We start from the raw sequence: 17754 nt of genomic DNA, 5'->3' as shown, positions 1-17754 counted from the left end.
CCGCCGCTCCTGGTCATCCGGCCCTGTTGAAGCCCATGGGCGGACGGTCGCGGAGTTTGCGGCACATGACGATCGCGTCCACGTCCGAGGGCTGGTAGTAGCGCTTGCGGATGCCGACCCGCTCGAAACCGAACCGCTCGTAGAGGCGGTGGGCGGCGTCGTTGTCGGCGCGGACCTCCAGGAACACCGACTCGCTCCCCCGCCGGACGGCCTCCTCCAGCAGCGCGGTGAGCAGCGCCGCGCCGATGCCGCCCTTGCGCCGGTCCGGGCGCACCCCGATGGTCTGCACGTCGGCCTGCCCGCCCGCCGCGGCGAGGCCCGCGTAGCCGACGATCTCGCCGTCGGGCGCCTCCGCGACGATGTAGTGCCGGGTGCGGGGCTGGTCGGCGAGCTCGGCGGCGAGCATCTCCTCGCTCCAGGTGTCCTCCGGGAACAGCACCCGGTCCAGCCGGTGGACCGCCGGAAGGTCCGCGCCGGTCATGGGCCGCAGGACGACATCGCTCACGCCGGCGTCACCTTCTTGCGGGGTCCCGGCTCCTTGGCGTCCGGCCGGCGCAGGTAGAGGGGCTCCGGCGGCAGCAGCTCCGGCCCCTTCAGGCCCGACAGCCTTGCGATGACCAGCTCGGCGAGGGCGCTCGCGGTGGGCAGCAGCGGCTCGTGCTCCGCGCTCCCGAGGACCTCCGGGTACAGGGCCGCGCCCTCGCCCACGACGGGCAGCGCCTCGGGCGCGCCCTCCAGGACGTCCGCCGCCGGGCCCACGGCGGGATCGGTCGCGCGGAAGCGCGCCGAGTCGTACCGCGCCCAGTAGACCTCCTTGCGGCGGGCATCGGTGGCGACCGCGAACGGCCCGTCCCGCCGGGTGGCCCAGGCGATGATGTCGAGCGTGCAGACGCCGTGCACGGGGGCGCTGAGGGCCTCGCCCATCGCGCGCGCGGTGACCAGCCCGACGCGCAGCCCCGTGTACGGCCCCGGGCCCACGCCGACGGCGATCGCGCTCAGGTCGCCGGGCGCCGCCCCCGCCTCCGCCATCACCTCCGCGATGGACGGGGTGAGCAGCTCGGTGTGGCGCCGCCGGTCGACGGCCTCCGCGAGGCCGCGCTGCACCGCGCCCTCGCCCGGGGTCCACTCGTACAGCGCCACGGTGATCGCGGCGGTCGCGGTATCGAAAGCCAAGACCAGCACGGGTTGTAAGCCTACCGGCCGCCGGCCGGGAGTCGCTCGGCTCTGCCCGGCCCGACGCCGGGGCAGGGCCGCTCAACGCGGGCCCAGGTGCCCCTCAGCGCTGGCCTAGGGCGGTCACCACGGCCTTGGTGACCTCGGTGGCGCCGCCGGTGGCGGCGTCGGAGGACAGCGGGCCGCTCTTGTCCGAGCCCGAGTAGTGGACGGTGACGAGGACGTTGGCGACCCGGACGTTGCCGATGGCCTCGCCGGAGCCCTGGTTGTCGTCCACGCTGTAGACGATGTACCCCTCGTCGCCGACGCCGGTGAGCCGGATCTTGTCGGTGAGCTTCTGCCCGGCCAGCAGCGCCTTGCCGGACTCGTCGGCGGTCCGCTCGGTCACGAACGTCTTGCGGGCCGCGTCCGTGGGCGACGTCCCGGCGGCACCGGCGATCGCGCGCAGCTCGATGGTGAGCTGGCGCCTCTTCTCGCCCGCGTAGGCGCCCCACACGCACTGGTTCTGCTGGTCGTCGCCCTGGTAGTTGTCGGCCTCGGTGCGCTCGGAGTCGGGCGCCAGCCGGTTGATCAGGTCGTCGCCGACGATCGTGCAGGAGTCGGGGACGGCGGTGCGCTCCCCCTTGGACATCGGGGAGTTGTCGGTGGCGCCGCTGCCGACGACCTGGCCGGTGCTCCGCTCGCCGCTCGCGCCGACGCCGCTCAGGACGGCGAAGACCGCGAGCCCGCAGACGGCGACGCCGGCGACGGCCCCGCCGAGGACGACGGCCCAGCGCCGCCCGGCGCGGCGTTCGCGCGCCACCCGGTGGCTGCCGGTGCGGTAGCCGCCGCTCCCGCCGCGGTGGGAGCCGCTGCCCGTCCGGTACCCGCCGCTGTCGGTGCGGTACCCGCCGCTCTCGGTCCGGTATCCACCGCTCTCGGTGCGGTACCCGCCGCTGTCCGCGCGGTAGCCGCCGCTGCCGGTCTCGTACGGGCCGGTCTCCCGCTGGTACGGGCCGCTGCCCGGGCGGCCCGAGGAGTACCGCTCGTACGCGTCTCCGCCCGCACCGAATCCACCGCCGTCCGGCCGGTAGCCGCCGCCTGCTCCCTGGCCACCGCCCGAATCGCGGTAGCTGTCGCGGGGATTCCCGCTGCGATGGCTACCACTCACCGGTTCCCACTCCCGTTGGAAATCGATATGTCGTGAAGGTGAGGCTTGTTGCGGCAAAGAGTACGACATCAAGCCAAAAAAAGGACCAGTCGGGCCGGCAAAATCCGTAGAAGTTGCCAGTCCAGCATCATCCAGGCCCGAGATCCAGGTCGGACCAGCGCTCACCGACCCCGACGATCCTTACTTCGCGCTCCTCGCCGGCCCCGTCGCCGCGAGAAATGATCACTTCCAGCCGGTCCTCGGCGAGGCCCTCGGCGAGGCCTTCTCCCCATTCCACGATCGTCACCGATTCCGCGATCGACGCGTCGAGATCGAGATCGTCCAGCTCGGCGAAACCGCCCAGCCGGTAGGCGTCCACGTGCACCAGCGACGGACCGCCCGCCAGCGACGGGTGCACCCGCGCTATGACGAACGTGGGCGAGGTGATCGGGCCGCGCACCTTCAGCCCCTCGCCGATGCCCTGCGTGAGCGTCGTCTTACCCGCGCCGAGGTGCCCTGTCATCACGAGCAGGTCGCCCGCCCGGAGCACCCCGGCCAGGCGCAGCCCGAGCTCATGCATGTCCTCGGCGGTCGGGACGGTGAGGGTGACGGCGTTCACGCGGTGCGCTCCTCTTCCTCGTACACGGGACGGACCCGCTCGACCAGCCGGCGCAGGCCCCCCGTCACCACGCCCGGGTACTCCAGCGGCAGCACGTGCCCGGCCTCCTCCACCTCTACCAGCTCCGCGTCCGGCAGCGCGTCGGCGATGCGGCGGGCGTGCTCGGCGGGGGTCAGCCGGTCCCGGCCGCCCGCCACCACCAGCACCGGGACCCGGCCGATCACGTCCGTGCAGCCGATCTTGTCGTGCGCCATCAGCGCCGGGTAGAACTCCGCGATCACGTCGATCGGGGTCCGCCTGATCATCTCCTCCAGGAAGGCCACGACGGACGGGCTGACGTACTTGTCGGCGAACGCCATCTTCCGCGTGACGACGAACGCCAGGTCGGCGCCCAGCCCGCGGGCCTTGTCGACCAGCTCGGCGCGGCGGCCGAGACCCCGCAGCGTCCCCGGGGCCAGCGGCCGGACGGCCTTCGCCAGCACCATCGGCAGCCCCAGCGTCATCTCCGCCAGGTCGCCGCAAGAGGTGTTCACCAGCGCCACGCCCACGACCTGCGACCCGAACAGCTCCGGGTGCTTCTCCGCCAGCGCCATGATCGACATACCGCCCATGGAGTGCCCCACGAGGACGACCCGGCGGTCCGGGCCGGCGGCCGCGTCCAGGACCGCGCGCAGGTCGTCGCCGGTCTGCTCGATCGTCGCGTCCCCGGGGCGCCCGCGTCCGGAACGGCCGTGGCTGCGCTGGTCCCAGAACACCAGCCGCAGCGACCCCTGCAGGTCGCGGCGCTGGTAGTGCCACGAGTCCTGGTTGAGGGTGTAGCCGTGGCAGAACACGAGGGTGAGGTCGGCGTCGTCGGGGCCGTCCACCTCCACGTGCAGCGGGACGCCGTCGTCGGCGGCGACGGTCATCTCCCGCCCGCGCAGCTGCCCGAAGGGCTCGGCGGCGTCCGGGTCCGGCCGCAGCCGCACCCGGCCTACGGCGAGGTGCCGCAGCCCGACCGCCGCGCCCACGCCCGCCGCGCCGACACCCGCGACGATGCCGGCGACGCCGATCCTGCGCCTTCTCCTGCTGTCCATTCCCGCGCCCCCTACAGCGCCCCCGGGTACGCCCTCGGTACCCGGGCCCCGATGCGGGTGACGATCTCATACGAGATCGTCCCCAGCGCCTCCGCCCACTCCTGCGCGGTCGGCTCGCCCCGGTCGCCCGGGCCGAACAGGATGATCTCGTCTCCGGCCGCGAGCCGGTCGTCGCCGACGTCGATGACGAACTGGTCCATGCAGACCCGTCCGGCGATCGTCCTGCGGCGCCCGGCCGCGAGGACCTCCAGCACGTTGGAGCCGTGCCGCGGGATCCCGTCCCCATAGCCCACGGGCACCACGGCCAGCGTGGTCTCCCGCTCGGTGTGGTACGTGTGACCGTACGACACCCCGCTGCCTGCTGGGACCCGCTTGACCAGCGCCGCGTCCGCCACGAGCGTCATCGCGGGGCGCAGCCCGAACCCGCCGAGCGCCGGTACCGGCGTCAGCCCGTACGTCGCGATGCCGGGCCGGACGAGGTCGAACCGCGCCTCCGGCAGGGTCAGCGCCGCCGCCGAGTTCGACAGGTGCCGCACCTCGAAGCGCGCCCCGGCCTTCTCCGCGTGCGCCACCATCTCGGTGAACGCGCCGATCTGCGCCGCGATCGAGGGATGGCCGGGCTCGTCCGCGCAGGCGAAGTGCGACATGACCCCGGCCACCCGCACGTGGCCCGTGGCCTCGGCCTTGAGCGCCGCGTCGACCAGCGCCTCCCAGTCGTCGCCCCGCGCGCCCCCGCGCGACATGCCCGTGTCGGCCTTGAGATGGATCCGCGCCTCGCGCCCGGCCCGTTCCGCCGCCTGGACGACCTCGTCCAGCAGCCAGACCGCCCCCACGGTCAGGTCGACGTCCTGCGCGACGGCCTCCTCGTACGGTTCGCCGGGGACGCCCACGCAGACCAGCGTGCGGACGGTGAGGCCCGCGTCCCGCAGGCGCAGCGCCTCGGCCAGCTTCGCGACGCCCAACCAGGACGCGCCGCCGGCGAGCGCGGCGCGGGCGGCCTCCACCAGCCCGTGCCCGTACGCCTCGGCCTTCACCATGGCCATCACCTCGGCGCCCCGCGCGCGCTCGCGCAGCACCCCGATGTTGTGGCCGATGGCGCCGAGATCGACCCGTGCCTCCGCAGGAACCCTCATGGTCACCCAGTCTGCCGTCCCCGCGCCCATGCCTGGGCCTTATCGCCCAGGTCACGGCCAGAACGGCCCCTCGCAAGCGCTCCCCCGGCGCTCCCTCGCCCAATAAGACGCAAATGCCCACCCCAGGGTTCAGCGGGTGGCCAGGGAAGGGGCTAACCCAGACCGCGGAAAGCGTGAGGGAGGGCGTCGATGACGTCTTGGGCGCTGATCGGGGCTTCGGGGCCTGGGGTGGGGGCGGAGGCCAGGCGGGCGGCGAGGCCGTGGAGGTAGGCGCCGCCGGCGGCGGCGTCGAGGGCGGGCATGCCGCCGGCGAGCAGGGCGCCGATCAGGCCGGACAGGACGTCGCCCGTGCCGGCGGCGGCGAGGCGCGGGGTGCCGGTCGGGTTCACGCGGACGGGGCGGTCCTGCTCGGCGACCAGGGTCGTGGAGCCCTTCAGCAGGACGATCGCGGAGAGCTCGGCGGCGGCGCGGCGGACGTGGTCGAGGCGGGCGGCCTCGATGTCCTCGCGGCCGGCGGCGATGAGCCGGGACAGCTCGCCCGCGTGCGGGGTGAGGACGGTCGGGGCGGCGCGGCGCAGCAGGTCGCGGCGGCGGGCGAGGACGGTGAGGCCGTCGGCGTCCACGAGCACGGGCAGGTCGGTGCCGAGGACGGCCTCCAGCAGCGACTCGGCGGCGTCGCCGGTGCCGAGGCCGGGGCCGACCACCCAGGACTGGACGCGTCCGATGCGCTCCAGGATCTTCGCGTCGTGGCGTCCGGGCTCGACGACCGTGGTGACGACCTCGGGCCAGCGCTGCCGGACGAGCTCGACCGGGCGGGCGACCGAGGCGAAGCGGACCATTCCGGCGCCGCCGCGGACCGCGCCGCCGGTGCTGAGGACGGCCGCGCCGGTGAACTGGTCGCCGCCGGCGATGATGCCGACGACGCCGCGGCGGTACTTGTCGGACTCGGGGCGGGGCTCGGGCGGGGCGATGTCGGCGGGCCGGGCCGCGACGACGTCGGGGTCGGGCAGGTCGGGGCCGAGGCCGATGTCGACCAGCTCGACCACGCCGCAATGGGCCGCGCCGGGGTCGACGAGCAGGCCTGGCTTGTGCGTGCCGAAGGTGACGGTGACGTCGGCGTGGACGGCGGCGCCCTCGACGCGGCCGGTGCTCGCGTCCACGCCGCTCGGGACGTCGCAGGCGATCACGAGCCCGGCGGCCTCGGAGGCGAGCGCGGCGTACCGGGCGTGGGGCTCGCGGAGCCCGCCGGTCCCGCCGATGCCGGTCAGGCCGTCGATGATCAGGTCGGCGCCGGCGATGGCGGACTCGACAAGGGCGGATTCGGCGGGCGCGGAGTCCAGGAGGCGGCCGCCGGCGGCGCGCAGGTCGGCCAGCCCGCCCTGGTGGATCTTGGATCCGGCCTGCACGGCCTGGACGCGGGCGCCGCGCCGGGCGAGGCGGGCTCCGGCGTAGAGGGCGTCGCCGCCGTTGTCGCCGCCGCCCACCAGGAGGACTACGCGGGCCCCGTACACGGCGGGCAGGAGGCGCGCGCAGACCGAGGCGAGCCCGGCGGCGGCGCGCTGCATCAGGGCGCCGTCGGGGAGCCGGGCCATGAGGGCCTGCTCGGCCGCCCGCACCTTGCCGACCTCGTGCGCGTACCTCATCCGCGACTCCCCAAGTCGATCACACACTTAGAGTGCCACGTGGGGACCCTCCGCAACCCCGGAGCCGTCCGATCACAACTTGCACCGCAACTTTCGGTGTCATGTGCGCAAAAGAATCTTCAGTCGTAGAATCTTGGGCATCCGGTCCGATGTATTCGCGCCGCGGCCCCCCGGTGCGGCAGAATGCGCCCAGATCAGTCCGCCGGGACTGGAGAGGCCCGAGCAATGAGCACTTCCCGTGGTCCCTCCGTCCGTCAACGGCGCCTGGCCGCCGAGCTCCGGAGGTTGCGCGAGGCCAAGGGCCTCACCGGAGACGAGGTCGCCGAACGGCTCGCCTGGTCGACCGCCAAGGTGAGCCGGATCGAGAACGCGCGGACCGGCGCGAAGATCGGCGATGTGCGGCGACTGCTGGAGCTGTACGAGATCGACGGCGCCCGGCACGACGACCTGATCGCCCTGGCGCACGACGCCGCCCAGCGGGGTTGGTGGGAGGACTACCGCGACCTGCCGAGCGAACTCGCGGACTTCATCGCACTGGAGTCCGAGGCGACGGCGGCCAGGGAATGGGGCAGCACTGTTATTCCCGGACTGTTGCAATCTGAGAGCTATGCCCGGAATGTCATCGGCGGATGGAGCGACCTGGCCACCCTGCCTCCGCAGGAACTCGACCGCCGGCTGGACGTGCGAATGCGGCGGCGCGAACTGCTCTACGGACCCACTCCCCTGGAACTGTCGGCGGTTATCGACGAGGCGGTTCTGCGACGCCGCATCGGCGATCAGAAGGTCATGCGGGAGCAGCTCGAACATCTGTACCAGATGACCGAGCGCCCGAACGTGACCCTGCAGATCCTGCCCTTGGACGTACCACACTCGGTGTTGGCCGAATCGTTTATCCTCCTGGAATTCTCCTCGGTGCACGACATCAATTTTCCTGATATCGTTCACACGGAATCACTGACGATCAGCCACTTGGCGGAAGAAGCCGTCACCTATATGTACCGGCTCGCCTATTCGAGCCTGTCCCGGCAGGCACTGGATCCCGTGCAATCGCGACGGCGCATCGCCGAGGCCAGGGACGCGTGGTGACGGTCCGCTAAGGGCTCAATCCTTGCGAAAGGCACCGAGTGTCCCTTTTTGCTACTCCTGTACCACAATGGAGGAGAAGCGCCCACTGCGGGGCGAGCAATACATGCGTCGAGATCGGCACGCTAACCGATTCGTCCCGGTTTATCGGGGCCCGCGACGCCAAGTACGGCACGCAGAGTCCGATCCTGTCCTTCTCCCAGACGGAATGGCGGGAATTCGTCGAACGAGCGAAGAAGGGTGATTTCGACCTGGGCCGCTGACCCGGCGCGAGGCGCCGTCCGGCCCCGTCCGCCAAGGCGTGCGGGGCCACGCCGCACGAGCCGGGTCCACCGCGCCGACCCGGCTCGTCGCCCTCACAACCGCAACTCTGGAACTACCTCGGCACGCCTGACACACGGGTACCGCGCCACCCGGACGTGATCAGGCGTTTTTTGCGATCTTGTTACCGTGTGCTTGATGCACCGGCAGCGCGGCCGCGGCAAATGCAACTTTCGATGCAGGGAGCCGGAATGAGTTTCCAGGGGACACCGCACGCCCGATGGAGAAAGAGCGCCCGATGCGGCGCCAGCAACGGCTGCGTCGAGGTCGCGCGTCGCGGCGGGGACGCCATATGCGTGCGCGACACCGAGGACACCGCGACGATCCTGTCGTTCCGGCCCGATGAATGGCGCACGTTCACCGAGCGCGCCAAGGACGGTCGTTTCGACACCCGCTGAAACAGTCACTGCAACTTGCAAGTCCGGCGAGATTTCCAACCGGCCTGAGAATTGCGTTGAGCGGGAGCGGATTCGCGCCGCCCAGTAGGAGGCCGCATGATTTCCCGCGGTACTCCGCTCCCGCTTACCGCATTCCCAGAAGATGATCGCATTGTGAAATCGCTCACGGCGCGAGAAACGCCTATCCGCCACACATCGACCTGACGGCCCCCACAGGCGTCCGTCAGGCCACGCGGACGCCTCGGGGGACCCGGTGCAGGGGCGTCCGCAGGCGGGAGGCCGTGATCCACACCGCGCCCGCCGCGAGGGCCAGGTCGAAGGCCAGCCCCCAGGGCCACACCGCGGCCCCGTCCTCGCGGTCCGACCCGTGGTCGTCGTCCCCGGCGCGGACTTCGCGCACGGTGCGGCTGATCGATCCGAGCGGGTCGGACTCCGGCGCGCGGCTGAGCACTACGTCGCCGACGAGGACGCGGCGCTCGGGCAGCCGCGGCGCCGCGTCGGCGAGCGCGACGACCGGGTTCGGGGCCAGCAGCCACCAGACGCGCTCGGTGTGGTCCTCGCTGTACCCGCCGTACCGGTCGGGGACGTGCTCGGACGTGAGCGGGACCGCCAGCGTGAACAGCAGCGGCGTCCCGACCAGCAGGGCGAACACCGTCAGGTACGACAGCAGGATCGAGGTGACGCTGCGGGCCAGCAGCGCCGACCAGGCCTGCGACACCGCGCAGACCACGCCGATCAGCAGCGCCGTCACGAGCAGGACGACCAGGGCCCGTCCCACGCCGATGGCGCCCTCGGCGACCGGCAGGAGCAGGCTCGGCAGGGTCAGCACGAGGGTGACCAGGCCCGTCCCCCAGGCGGCGGCGAGCTTGCCGAGCGCGATGTCGCCGGGGGTGAGCCGGGTGACCTGCAGCGTCGCGAGCGTTCCGCGCTCGCGGTCCCCGTTGACCGACTGGCCGCCGAGCGCCGGGGTGACGAGCAGCGTCAGCACCAGCACCCCGAGCAGGACCCCGCCGAACATGGGGACGCCGGGCTCGCCGAAGGAGGAGGTGTCGCCGTACTCCAGCGCCACCCGGAACAGCAGCCCGAGCCCGTTGACGACCAGGCACCAGACGAGGAGCAGGACCTTCCAGCGGCCGGTCCGCAGCCGGGTCCTGATCTCCTGCCGTGCCACCAGGCCGATTCCGCGCGCGGTCAAGGCGCTCACCTCCGGTTCTCGGTCATCGCCAGGTAGGCCGATTCAAGCGCGCTGCCGGCGGGCGCGAGGCCGCTGACGGGCACGCCGGCGGCGACGAGCCTGGCCAGCAGCCCGGCCGCCTCGCCCTCGGTCAGCGGGCCGACCTCGGCGCCTCCCGCCACGTCGGCCGCCTGCACCCACGGCAGCTCCTCCAGCTCGCGGGCGAGCGCCGACACCAGCGCCTCCGGGGCGAGGGAGCGGATCCGCCACCGGACCCGTGCCGAGGCGCCGGTGATCTCTGCCATCGCATGGTCGCCGGCCGTCCGTCCGTGGTCGACGAGCACGACCCGGTCGGCGATCTCCTCCAGCTCGCTGAGGATGTGGCTGGACACGAGCACCGCGACCCCGTCGGCCGCGAGGGACCGCAGCAGGTCGCGCAGCTCGATGCGGGAGCGCGGGTCGAGGCCGGACGCGGGCTCGTCCAGCAGCAGGACGCGGGGCCGGTGCACGAGGGCCCGCGCCATCCCGAGCCGCTGCTTCTGCCCGCGCGAGAGGGCGTGGACGGGGCGCCCGAGGTGGTCGTCCAGGTGGACGAGGCTGAGCAGCGCCCTGATCCGCCGCGGGCGCTCCTGCTTGGGCAGCCCGTAGGCGTCGGCGAAGAAGCCCAGGTACTCGTCCACCGTGAGCTGGTCGTAGACGCCGAAGGTGTCCGGCATCCAGCCGAGCGCGTCACGCGCCTCGGCGGGACGGGCGAGCGCGTCGTGCCCCGCGATCCGCACCGTGCCCGCGTCGGGCGCGAGCAGCGTCGCCAGGATCAGCAGCAGGGTCGTCTTGCCCGCCCCGTTGGCCCCGACGAGCGCCGTGACCTGCCCGTACGGGACGGTGATGTCGAGGCCGCGCAGCGCCTCCACCGGCCCGAAGCGCCGCACCACGCCGCGCGCCTCGATCGCAAGGCCGCCGTCTCCCGCCACCCGCCACCTCCCGTCGCCGGGCCGGTCCCGATTCCGATGAGACGCGGCCCGTCGCGGGACGGTTCGGAAGAATCCGGATTCTTCTCAGAATCCGGGTGTCCCCCCGGGGTCGGGCTACTCGACGGTGACGGACTTGGCGAGGTTGCGCGGCTGGTCGACGTCGTGGCCCTTGGCGGTGGCCAGCTCGCACGCGAACACCTGCAGCGGGACGGTCGTGACCAGCGGCTGGAGCAGCGTCGGGACGGCCGGGACGCTGATCAGCGTGTCCGCGTACGGCTCGACCGACTCGTCGCCCTCCTCGGCGATCACGATCGTCCGGGCGCCGCGGGCCCTGATCTCCTGGATGTTCGACACGATCTTGTCGTGCAGGACGTCCCGCGCCCGCGGCGGCACGACGACCACGACGGGCAGGCCCTCCTCGATCAGGGCGATCGGGCCGTGCTTCAGCTCGCCGGCGGCGAAGCCCTCGGCGTGCATGTACGCCAGCTCCTTGAGCTTGAGCGCGCCCTCCAGGGCGACCGGGAAGCCCACGTGGCGGCCGAGGAACAGCACGCACCGCTCGCCGGCCAGCGAGCGGGCCAGCTCGCGCACCGGCTCCATGGTCTCCAGGACCTTCTCCACCTTCTCCGGCATCCGCTCGAGGAGCTGGACCATGGCGAAGACCTCGTCGCCCCACTTGGTGCCGCGCACCTGAGCGATGTAGAGCGCGATCAGGTAGACGGCGACGAGCTGGGTGAGGAACGCCTTGGTGGACGCGACCGCGATCTCCGGCCCGGCGTGCGTGTAGAGGACGCCGTCGCACTCGCGGGGCAGCGTGGAGCCGTTGACGTTGCAGATGCCGAGCAGCTTGGCCTTCTGCTCCCGGGCGTGCCGGACGGCCATCAGCGCGTCCATCGTCTCGCCCGACTGGGAGATCGCGATGACCAGCGTCGTCGGGGACAGGATCGGGTCGCGGTACCGGAACTCGCTGGCCAGCTCGACCTCGCAGGGCAGCCCCGCCCAGTGCTCGATCGCGTACTTGGCGATCAGCCCGGCGTGGTACGACGTCCCGCACGCGACGATGATGATCTTGTCGACCTCGCGCAGCTCCTGGTCCGGGATGCGCATCTCGTCCAGGTGCAGGCGCCCGTCGGCGCCGATCCGGCCGAGCAGCGTGTCGGCGACGGCGCGCGGCTGCTCGGCGATCTCCTTGAGCATGAAGTAGTCGTAGCCGCCTTTTTCCGCGGCGGACACGTCCCAGTCGACGTGGTACTCCTTCACCTCGGCGGGGCGCCCGTCGAAGTCGGTGACCGTGACGCCCTCGGCGCGCAGCTCGACGACCTGGTCCTGGCCCAGCTCGATCGCGTCGCGGGTGTGCTCGATGAACGCGGCCACGTCGCTGGCGAGGAAGTTCTCGCCGTCCCCGACGCCGACGACGAGCGGGGAGTTGCGGCGCGCCCCGACCACCAGGCCCGGGGAGCCGGTGTGCGTCGCGACCAGCGTGAACGCGCCCTCCAGTCGGCCGCAGACGCGGCGCATCGCGTCCGCGAGGTCGCCGCCGCCCTTCAGCTCGTCCTCCAGCAGATGGGCGACGGCCTCGGTGTCGGTGTCGGACCCGAGCCCGTGCCCGCCCTCCTCCAGCTCCGCCCGCAGCTCCGCGAAGTTCTCGATGATGCCGTTGTGGATCACCGCGACCGAGCCGGTGCAGTCGACGTGCGGATGGGCGTTGCGGTCGTTCGGCGGCCCGTGCGTCGCCCACCGCGTGTGCCCCATGCCGAGCGTCCCGGCGGGCGGGGGCTCCTCCGCCAGGGCGTTGCGCAGGTTCACGAGCTTTCCCGCGCGCTTGGCCGTCGCCAGCTTCCCGTCGGCCAGGACGGCCACGCCGGCCGAGTCGTAGCCGCGGTATTCCAGCCGCGCCAGGCCGTCGACGACCACGTCGAGGGCCGGACGCCCGCCTACGTACCCCACGATTCCGCACATGGCGGCAACTCTATTCGGTGTCTCGCACCGGACCTACCTGCGAGGGCCGCGGAAGCATGACGCTAGCGTGGACGACCGGTGGAAACCCGGTGACCGGCACGCAGCCCGGTTACTGTTCAGCCATGACGAGCGGATGGGACAGCGTGCCGAGCCCCTACGTGGAACTCTCCCGTGAGGCCTGGCGCGGCCTTCGCGAGAACACCCCGCTCCCGCTCACCCCCGGTGAGCTGGACGCCCTGCGGGGCCTGCGCGACCCGATCGACATCACCGAGGTCGAGGAGGTGTACCTGCCGCTGTCCCGGCTGCTCAACCTGTTCTTCCTGTCGGACGGGCGGCTGCGCGACACCGTCAGCGGCTTCCTCGGCGGCCCGGTGGAGCCCACCCCGTTCATCCTCGGGGTGGCGGGCAGCGTGGCGGTCGGCAAGTCCACCACCTCGCGCCTGCTGCGCACGCTCCTCGCGCGCTGGCCGGAGCACCCGAGCGTGGAGTTGGTCACGACCGACAGCTTCCTTTACCCGAACGCCGTTCTGGCCGAGCGCGGGATCATGGACCGCAAGGGGTTCCCCGAGTCCTACGACCGCCGCGCCCTCGTCCGGTTCGTCTCGGCGATCAAGTCGGGCGCGGCGGAGGCGTCGATCCCGGTGTACTCGCACCTGGAGTACGACATCGTCCCGGACGCGGTCCAGACCGTCCGGCGCCCCGACATCCTGATCGTCGAGGGCCTGAACGTGCTGCAGGCGCCGCCGCCCGGCACCCTGGGCGTGTCCGACTTCTTCGACTTCTCGATCTATGTGGATGCGCGGGTCGAGGACATCCGGCAGTGGTACATCGACCGGCTCTTCGCCCTTCGCCGCACCGCCTTCACCGACCCGCGCTCCTACTTCCACAAGTACGCCCACGAACTGGACGAGGACGAGACCGCCGCCTTCGCGCAGCGCGTGTGGCGGGACGTCAACGAGATCAACCTCGTCTCCAACATCCTGCCGACCCGCGCCCGCGCCACCCTCGTCCTCCACAAGGACAAGCAGCACTGTGTTCACCGGATCCGACTCCGTCGGATCTGATTCCTCTCCTCCTTCGGGCCTGACGGCCCTCCATCGTCGAGAAATCAGGCGATCGCTGGCATCGCTCCGACTCGCCTTGCGGCTCGCTGCGCGATCAGGTTCTCGCAAGCTCGAACCTGCCTTCGGACGCGATCGCCACCATTGAGGTTGTTGCGTGGTGGCGGTGGTGGCTGGGGTCAGCGGCGCCAGGGGCCTGTTACGGCGAAGGTCGTGCCTGGGGTGTAGACGTTCACGTACATTGTGCGGTTGTCGGGGGAGAACGTGACGCCGGCGAACTCGCCCCACTCCGGTTCGGTCTCGGTGCCGATGTTCTGGCGGTTGCGGGCCATCGGGTAGACCGTGCGGCGGCGGGAGACGCCGAAGACGTGCTGGGCGCCGTTGCCGTCCTCGCACACCATCAGGCCGCCCTGCGGGGCCAGGCAGATGTTGTCGGGCGACTCGCCGGGCTTCTCGAGGTCGGTGTCCGGGCCGAACACGATGACGAGGGTGAGCCGGCGGTGGCGCGGCTCGTAGGACCACACCTGCCCGAAGTGGTCGGCGCGGGAGCCGTCCTTCGTCTTCGCGAAGCTCGACACGAAGTAGACGCGGTCGCCGCCCCAGTAGCAGCCCTCCAGCTTCTGGGCGTGGGTGATGCCGCCTGACCCGAAGTCCTGGAACCGGATCGGGGTCTGCGCCGCCAGCGGGTCGGGCACCTTCTTCCACTCGACGTGGTCGAACATGGTGCCGGGCTCCTGCACGACCGACAGGTCCGGGACGCCGGGGACGCACAGCGCCTCCAGCCGGCCGCCGGCCCGCAGGCTGCCGAAACCGCCGCGCGGCCGCTCCGGCAGGAACCGGTAGAACAGCCCGAACGGCTTCTCGAAGGCGTCCTCGGTCTCGTAGACGGTGCCGTCGCGCGGGTCGACGGCGATCGCCTCGTGCTGGAAGCGCCCCATCGCGGTCAGCGGCTCGGGGACGGTGCGGCCCTGGTCGTACGGGTCGACTTCGAAGATGAACCCGTGGTCCTTGGTGTAGTTCCCGGTCCCGGCCTTGTCCTCGGTCTCCTCACAGGTCAGCCAGGTGTTCCACGGGGTGGGGCCGCCCGCGCAGTTCACGGCCGTCCCGGCGATGGCGACGCGCTCGGTGTGCACGCGCCCGGCCGCGTCGACCTCCAGCGCGGTGCAGCCGCCGAGGCCGCCCGGGTCGTAGGTGACGCCCTCGACGGCCGGTACCCGGTGCGCGGCGTCCGGCCGGTTCTCGTGGTTGCGGACGAGCCACGTCCGGCCCCGGCGCCCGGGGAAGGCTGCCATCCCGTCGCAGTGGCTCGGTACTGCCCCCTCTCCCGACCGCAGCGGCTCGCCCTCGCGGGACAGGACCGTGTAGCGGAACCCGCGCGGCAGGTCCAGCAGCCCCCTCGGATCGGGCACTAGGGGCCCGTACCCGTCGTGGCCGCCGGTCGGGGCGGCGGACGCGGCCCCGGCGAACAGCTGCTCCACGGACCCGGTGAAGGCGATCCCCGCCCCCACCGCACCCGTCCTGGCGAGGAGCTGACGGCGCGAAACTGACATGAGCACACTCCCTGATGGATCGTTACAAGATCCTCTTGCCCGTTGTAACACGCGTCACAGTGATTGTGAACCGGCCCCGGCGCGAAGCCGGGCGAACCGCGGCTCCGGACGGGGCGTCTCAAGATCGATACTGTCCGTGCCCGCCATGAGACTGGAGCCATGACCGACACCCCCCGCGTTGAGGACGCCCCCGCGAGCGACCTGCCCCGCCTGCTCCTCGAACCGCCGTGGACCCGCCGGAAGCCCCGCGGCACGGAACCGGTCGTCCTGAAGGGGCTGAAGCGGCCCAAGACGCCGGCCGCCGAATCCTGGCCTCCCGGCCTCCGCGAGGAGTGGCTGAAGCTCTCCGACAGCTACATGGCGGCCTACGCGCCGCTGCCCGCGGACACCGGCTGGGCGGCGGTGGCCGATTACTTCCGCGGCGGCGCCGCACTGGGCGACCGGCGGGGCGGCGAGCGTGCCCGCCGGTACTACCGGCTGGTGATGGACGGGCCCGGCGACCTCGCGGACGAACTGCTCGCCGACGAGCGCTACCACGACGACTGGGCCGGCTGGGTGTACCAGCTCCAGCACAAGCACTTCGCGGCCCGGCGCGGCCTCGCCGCCCACCGGCTGATCCTGCACGCGGCCAAGGCGCACCCCTCCGGCGCGGCGGGGCTCGTCCCGTTCCTGGACGACGCCACGGCGCAGCTCATGATCGGCGCGCTCGGCCGGGTCGACGAGGCCGCGCGGCTCTGGTTCGCCTGGCACGGGCCCGCCGCGGCTCCGTTCGTCGTCCCGGAGGCGCTGCGCAAGCCCGGTCCCAAGCGCGCGAAGGCCGAGCAGGGCCTCGCGCTGATCGCCCGCGAGCACGGCAGCGGCTGCCTTGTGGAGGCGGCGCGCGGGTACGGCGAGGAGGCGGTCGCGGCGATCGAGGCGCTGCGCACCGACCCGCTGGACCAGTACCCCGACGACCTGCCGGAATGGGACGAGGAGACCGTCCGCAAGCTCCCCCGGCTCCTGCTTCGGGGTCGCGACCGGGCACTGCCGGTGACGGCCGTCCGCAACTTCGCGACGATGCTGCTGATCTCCACTCCGGAGGACCCGTACCCGGGGTGCGAGCAGGTCATCGAGCTGTGCGATCCCGGCTCGCTCGCCGAGTTCGCCTGGGCCCTGTGCCTCAACGAACCCCGCCACGGCCTGTGGGCGTCGCCGGGCGTGCAGTACGCCCTGCGGCGGCTCGGCGACGCCGCGACCGCCGCCCGGCTCGCCGAGCGGATGGCGCGCTGGGACAACTACTACACCTGGACGTTCAAGGGGCTGACGGCGCTCGACGTCCTCATGGCGATCGACGCGCCCGCCGACGGCAGGCTGCGCCATCTGGACCGCCTCGCCCGCCGGGGCGCCGACCACAAGCACATGCGCCGCCATGCGCAGGGCCGGCTGAACGCCATCGCCCGGGAGCGCGGGCTCACCTCCGAACAGCTCGCGGACCGGATCGTCCCCGACCTCGGCCTGGACGCCGAGGGCTCGATGACGCTCGACTACGGCCCGCGCCGCTTCGTCGTCGGCTTCGACGAGCAGCTCAAGCCGTTCGTGACCGACCAGGACGGAAAGCCCCGCAAGACCCTGCCGAAGCCGGGCGTCAAGGACGACGAGACCCTCGCGCCGCTCGCCTACAAGCGGTTCGCCGACCTGAAGAAGGAGGCCCGGACGGTCGCCGCCGACCAGATCAATCGGCTGGAGAAGGCGATGGCGGCCGGGCGCTCCTGGACGGCGGAGGAGTTCCGCTCGGTCTTCGCCGGGCACCCGCTGATGCGCCACATCGCGCGCCGCCTGGTCTGGTCGGCGCACGGGGTGGGGGCAGACGGAGCGGAGACGGCGGACGGCGCCGCGTTCCGGGTCGCCGAGGACGGCACGCTCGCCGACGTCCACGACGACGAGTACGTCCTCCCGCAGGACGCCCGCGTGACGCTCCCGCACCCGGTGCTCCTCGGCGAGGAGACCGTCGCGGCGTGGGCCCCGGTCTTCGCCGACTACGAGATCCTCCAGCCGTTCCCGCAGCTCGGACGCCCGGTCCACGAGCTGGAGGACGACGAGCGCGACACCGGCAGGCTGGCCCGGTTCGAGGGGCACACCGTCCATTTCGGCAGGCTCATGGGCATGACGTCCCGCGGCTGGGAGCTCGGCGAAAAGGAGACCGGCGGGTTCCGCCGCCAGGTCAACCTGATCACCCCGGACGACCGGCACGTGATGGTCGCGTTCGAGCCCGGCATCCGCGTCATCGAACCCGACGAGTACGCGGAGCAGAAGATCGAGCGGGTCATGCTGATGACCGGCCGCTACTCCGGGAAGCAGCATCCCTTCGGCGCGCTCGACCCGGTCACCGCGTCCGAGATGCTCGCCGACCTGATCCGCCTCACCGCCTGACCCGCCTCACAGCCCGAGCTCGTCGGCCGCACGCCGCCGCCGTCCACCGATCGGT

The 17754-nt window shown here is 72.4% G+C and carries 16 protein-coding genes; 5 read left to right on the top strand and 11 right to left on the bottom strand.

The window, feature by feature from the left end:
* Positions 1-13: 13 nt before the first annotated feature.
* The 7 genes from rimI to AB0C21_RS22890 form a co-directional block, all read right to left on the bottom strand.
* Entirely contained in the window at positions 14-505 is a 492-nt protein-coding gene (gene rimI / locus AB0C21_RS22920) for a ribosomal protein S18-alanine N-acetyltransferase (RefSeq protein ID WP_500206744.1), read from the bottom strand.
* Positions 502-1182 carry a tRNA (adenosine(37)-N6)-threonylcarbamoyltransferase complex dimerization subunit type 1 TsaB gene (gene tsaB, locus AB0C21_RS22915; protein ID WP_500206742.1) on the bottom strand — a complete coding sequence of 227 codons (681 nt, stop codon included), beginning with the start codon at positions 1180-1182 and terminating at the stop codon, positions 502-504. The genes rimI and tsaB overlap by 4 nt, the downstream gene beginning before the upstream one ends.
* A gap of 94 nt (positions 1183-1276) precedes the next feature.
* The gene (locus tag AB0C21_RS22910) at positions 1277-2323 is read right to left on the bottom strand and encodes a hypothetical protein (RefSeq protein ID WP_500206741.1); all 1047 of its coding nucleotides are present in this window, start codon (positions 2321-2323) and stop codon (positions 1277-1279) included.
* Between the two features lie 127 nt (positions 2324-2450).
* Entirely contained in the window at positions 2451-2921 is a 471-nt protein-coding gene (tsaE, locus tag AB0C21_RS22905; RefSeq protein ID WP_500206739.1) for a tRNA (adenosine(37)-N6)-threonylcarbamoyltransferase complex ATPase subunit type 1 TsaE, read from the bottom strand.
* On the bottom strand, positions 2918-3997 hold the full coding sequence (locus AB0C21_RS22900; protein ID WP_500206738.1) for an alpha/beta fold hydrolase: 1080 nt from the start codon (positions 3995-3997) through the stop codon (positions 2918-2920). The genes tsaE and AB0C21_RS22900 overlap by 4 nt, the downstream gene beginning before the upstream one ends.
* Positions 3998-4008: 11 nt before the next feature.
* Complete coding sequence (gene alr / locus AB0C21_RS22895) at positions 4009-5130, bottom strand: alanine racemase (RefSeq protein WP_500206736.1); 1122 nt, start codon at positions 5128-5130, stop codon at positions 4009-4011.
* Between the two features lie 152 nt (positions 5131-5282).
* On the bottom strand, positions 5283-6773 hold the full coding sequence (locus AB0C21_RS22890) for an NAD(P)H-hydrate dehydratase (RefSeq protein WP_500206734.1): 1491 nt from the start codon (positions 6771-6773) through the stop codon (positions 5283-5285).
* A 225-nt stretch (positions 6774-6998) separates the two neighbouring features.
* Here AB0C21_RS22890 and AB0C21_RS22885 point away from each other — a divergent pair, with 225 nt between their 5' ends.
* The 3 genes from AB0C21_RS22885 to AB0C21_RS22875 all read left to right on the top strand — a co-directional run bounded on the left by AB0C21_RS22885 (position 6999) and on the right by AB0C21_RS22875 (position 8575).
* A complete protein-coding gene (locus tag AB0C21_RS22885; RefSeq protein WP_500206733.1) occupies positions 6999-7859 on the top strand; it encodes a helix-turn-helix domain-containing protein in 861 nt (286 codons plus the stop codon).
* 38 nt (positions 7860-7897) lie between these two features.
* Entirely contained in the window at positions 7898-8119 is a 222-nt protein-coding gene (locus tag AB0C21_RS22880) for a DUF397 domain-containing protein (protein ID WP_500206732.1), read from the top strand.
* 249 nt (positions 8120-8368) lie between these two features.
* Positions 8369-8575 carry a DUF397 domain-containing protein gene (locus AB0C21_RS22875; RefSeq protein ID WP_500206730.1) on the top strand — a complete coding sequence of 69 codons (207 nt, stop codon included), beginning with the start codon at positions 8369-8371 and terminating at the stop codon, positions 8573-8575.
* Between the two features lie 223 nt (positions 8576-8798).
* On the opposite strand, the gene AB0C21_RS22870 is transcribed toward AB0C21_RS22875, so the two are convergent.
* From AB0C21_RS22870 to glmS, 3 genes are all read right to left on the bottom strand, one after another.
* A complete protein-coding gene (locus AB0C21_RS22870; RefSeq protein WP_500206729.1) occupies positions 8799-9770 on the bottom strand; it encodes an ABC transporter permease in 972 nt (323 codons plus the stop codon).
* A gap of 5 nt (positions 9771-9775) precedes the next feature.
* A complete protein-coding gene (locus AB0C21_RS22865; protein WP_500206727.1) occupies positions 9776-10720 on the bottom strand; it encodes an ABC transporter ATP-binding protein in 945 nt (314 codons plus the stop codon).
* Positions 10721-10834: 114 nt separating this feature from the next.
* A complete protein-coding gene (glmS, locus tag AB0C21_RS22860) occupies positions 10835-12679 on the bottom strand; it encodes a glutamine--fructose-6-phosphate transaminase (isomerizing) (protein WP_500206725.1) in 1845 nt (614 codons plus the stop codon).
* Between the two features lie 122 nt (positions 12680-12801).
* Here glmS and coaA point away from each other — a divergent pair, with 122 nt between their 5' ends.
* Positions 12802-13743, top strand: a complete 942-nt coding sequence (gene coaA, locus AB0C21_RS22855; protein ID WP_500206723.1) for a type I pantothenate kinase — start codon at positions 12802-12804, stop codon at positions 13741-13743.
* Positions 13744-13919: 176 nt separating this feature from the next.
* Here coaA and AB0C21_RS22850 read toward each other — a convergent pair whose 3' ends face one another.
* Positions 13920-15290: an alkaline phosphatase PhoX gene (locus tag AB0C21_RS22850; protein ID WP_500206722.1), complete on the bottom strand. Its 1371-nt coding sequence runs from the start codon at positions 15288-15290 to the stop codon at positions 13920-13922.
* Between the two features lie 159 nt (positions 15291-15449).
* Here AB0C21_RS22850 and AB0C21_RS22845 point away from each other — a divergent pair, with 159 nt between their 5' ends.
* The gene (locus tag AB0C21_RS22845) at positions 15450-17699 is read left to right on the top strand and encodes a DUF4132 domain-containing protein (protein WP_500206720.1); all 2250 of its coding nucleotides are present in this window, start codon (positions 15450-15452) and stop codon (positions 17697-17699) included.
* Positions 17700-17754: the final 55 nt, after the last annotated feature.

It is taken from the genome of Spirillospora sp. NPDC049024 (genome assembly GCF_040649235.1).
In the GTDB taxonomy this organism is placed as follows: Bacteria; Actinomycetota; Actinomycetes; order Streptosporangiales; family Streptosporangiaceae; genus Spirillospora.
Note: the sequence above shows the minus strand (reverse complement) of the source record. Positions and strands in the feature narration are given on the sequence as shown.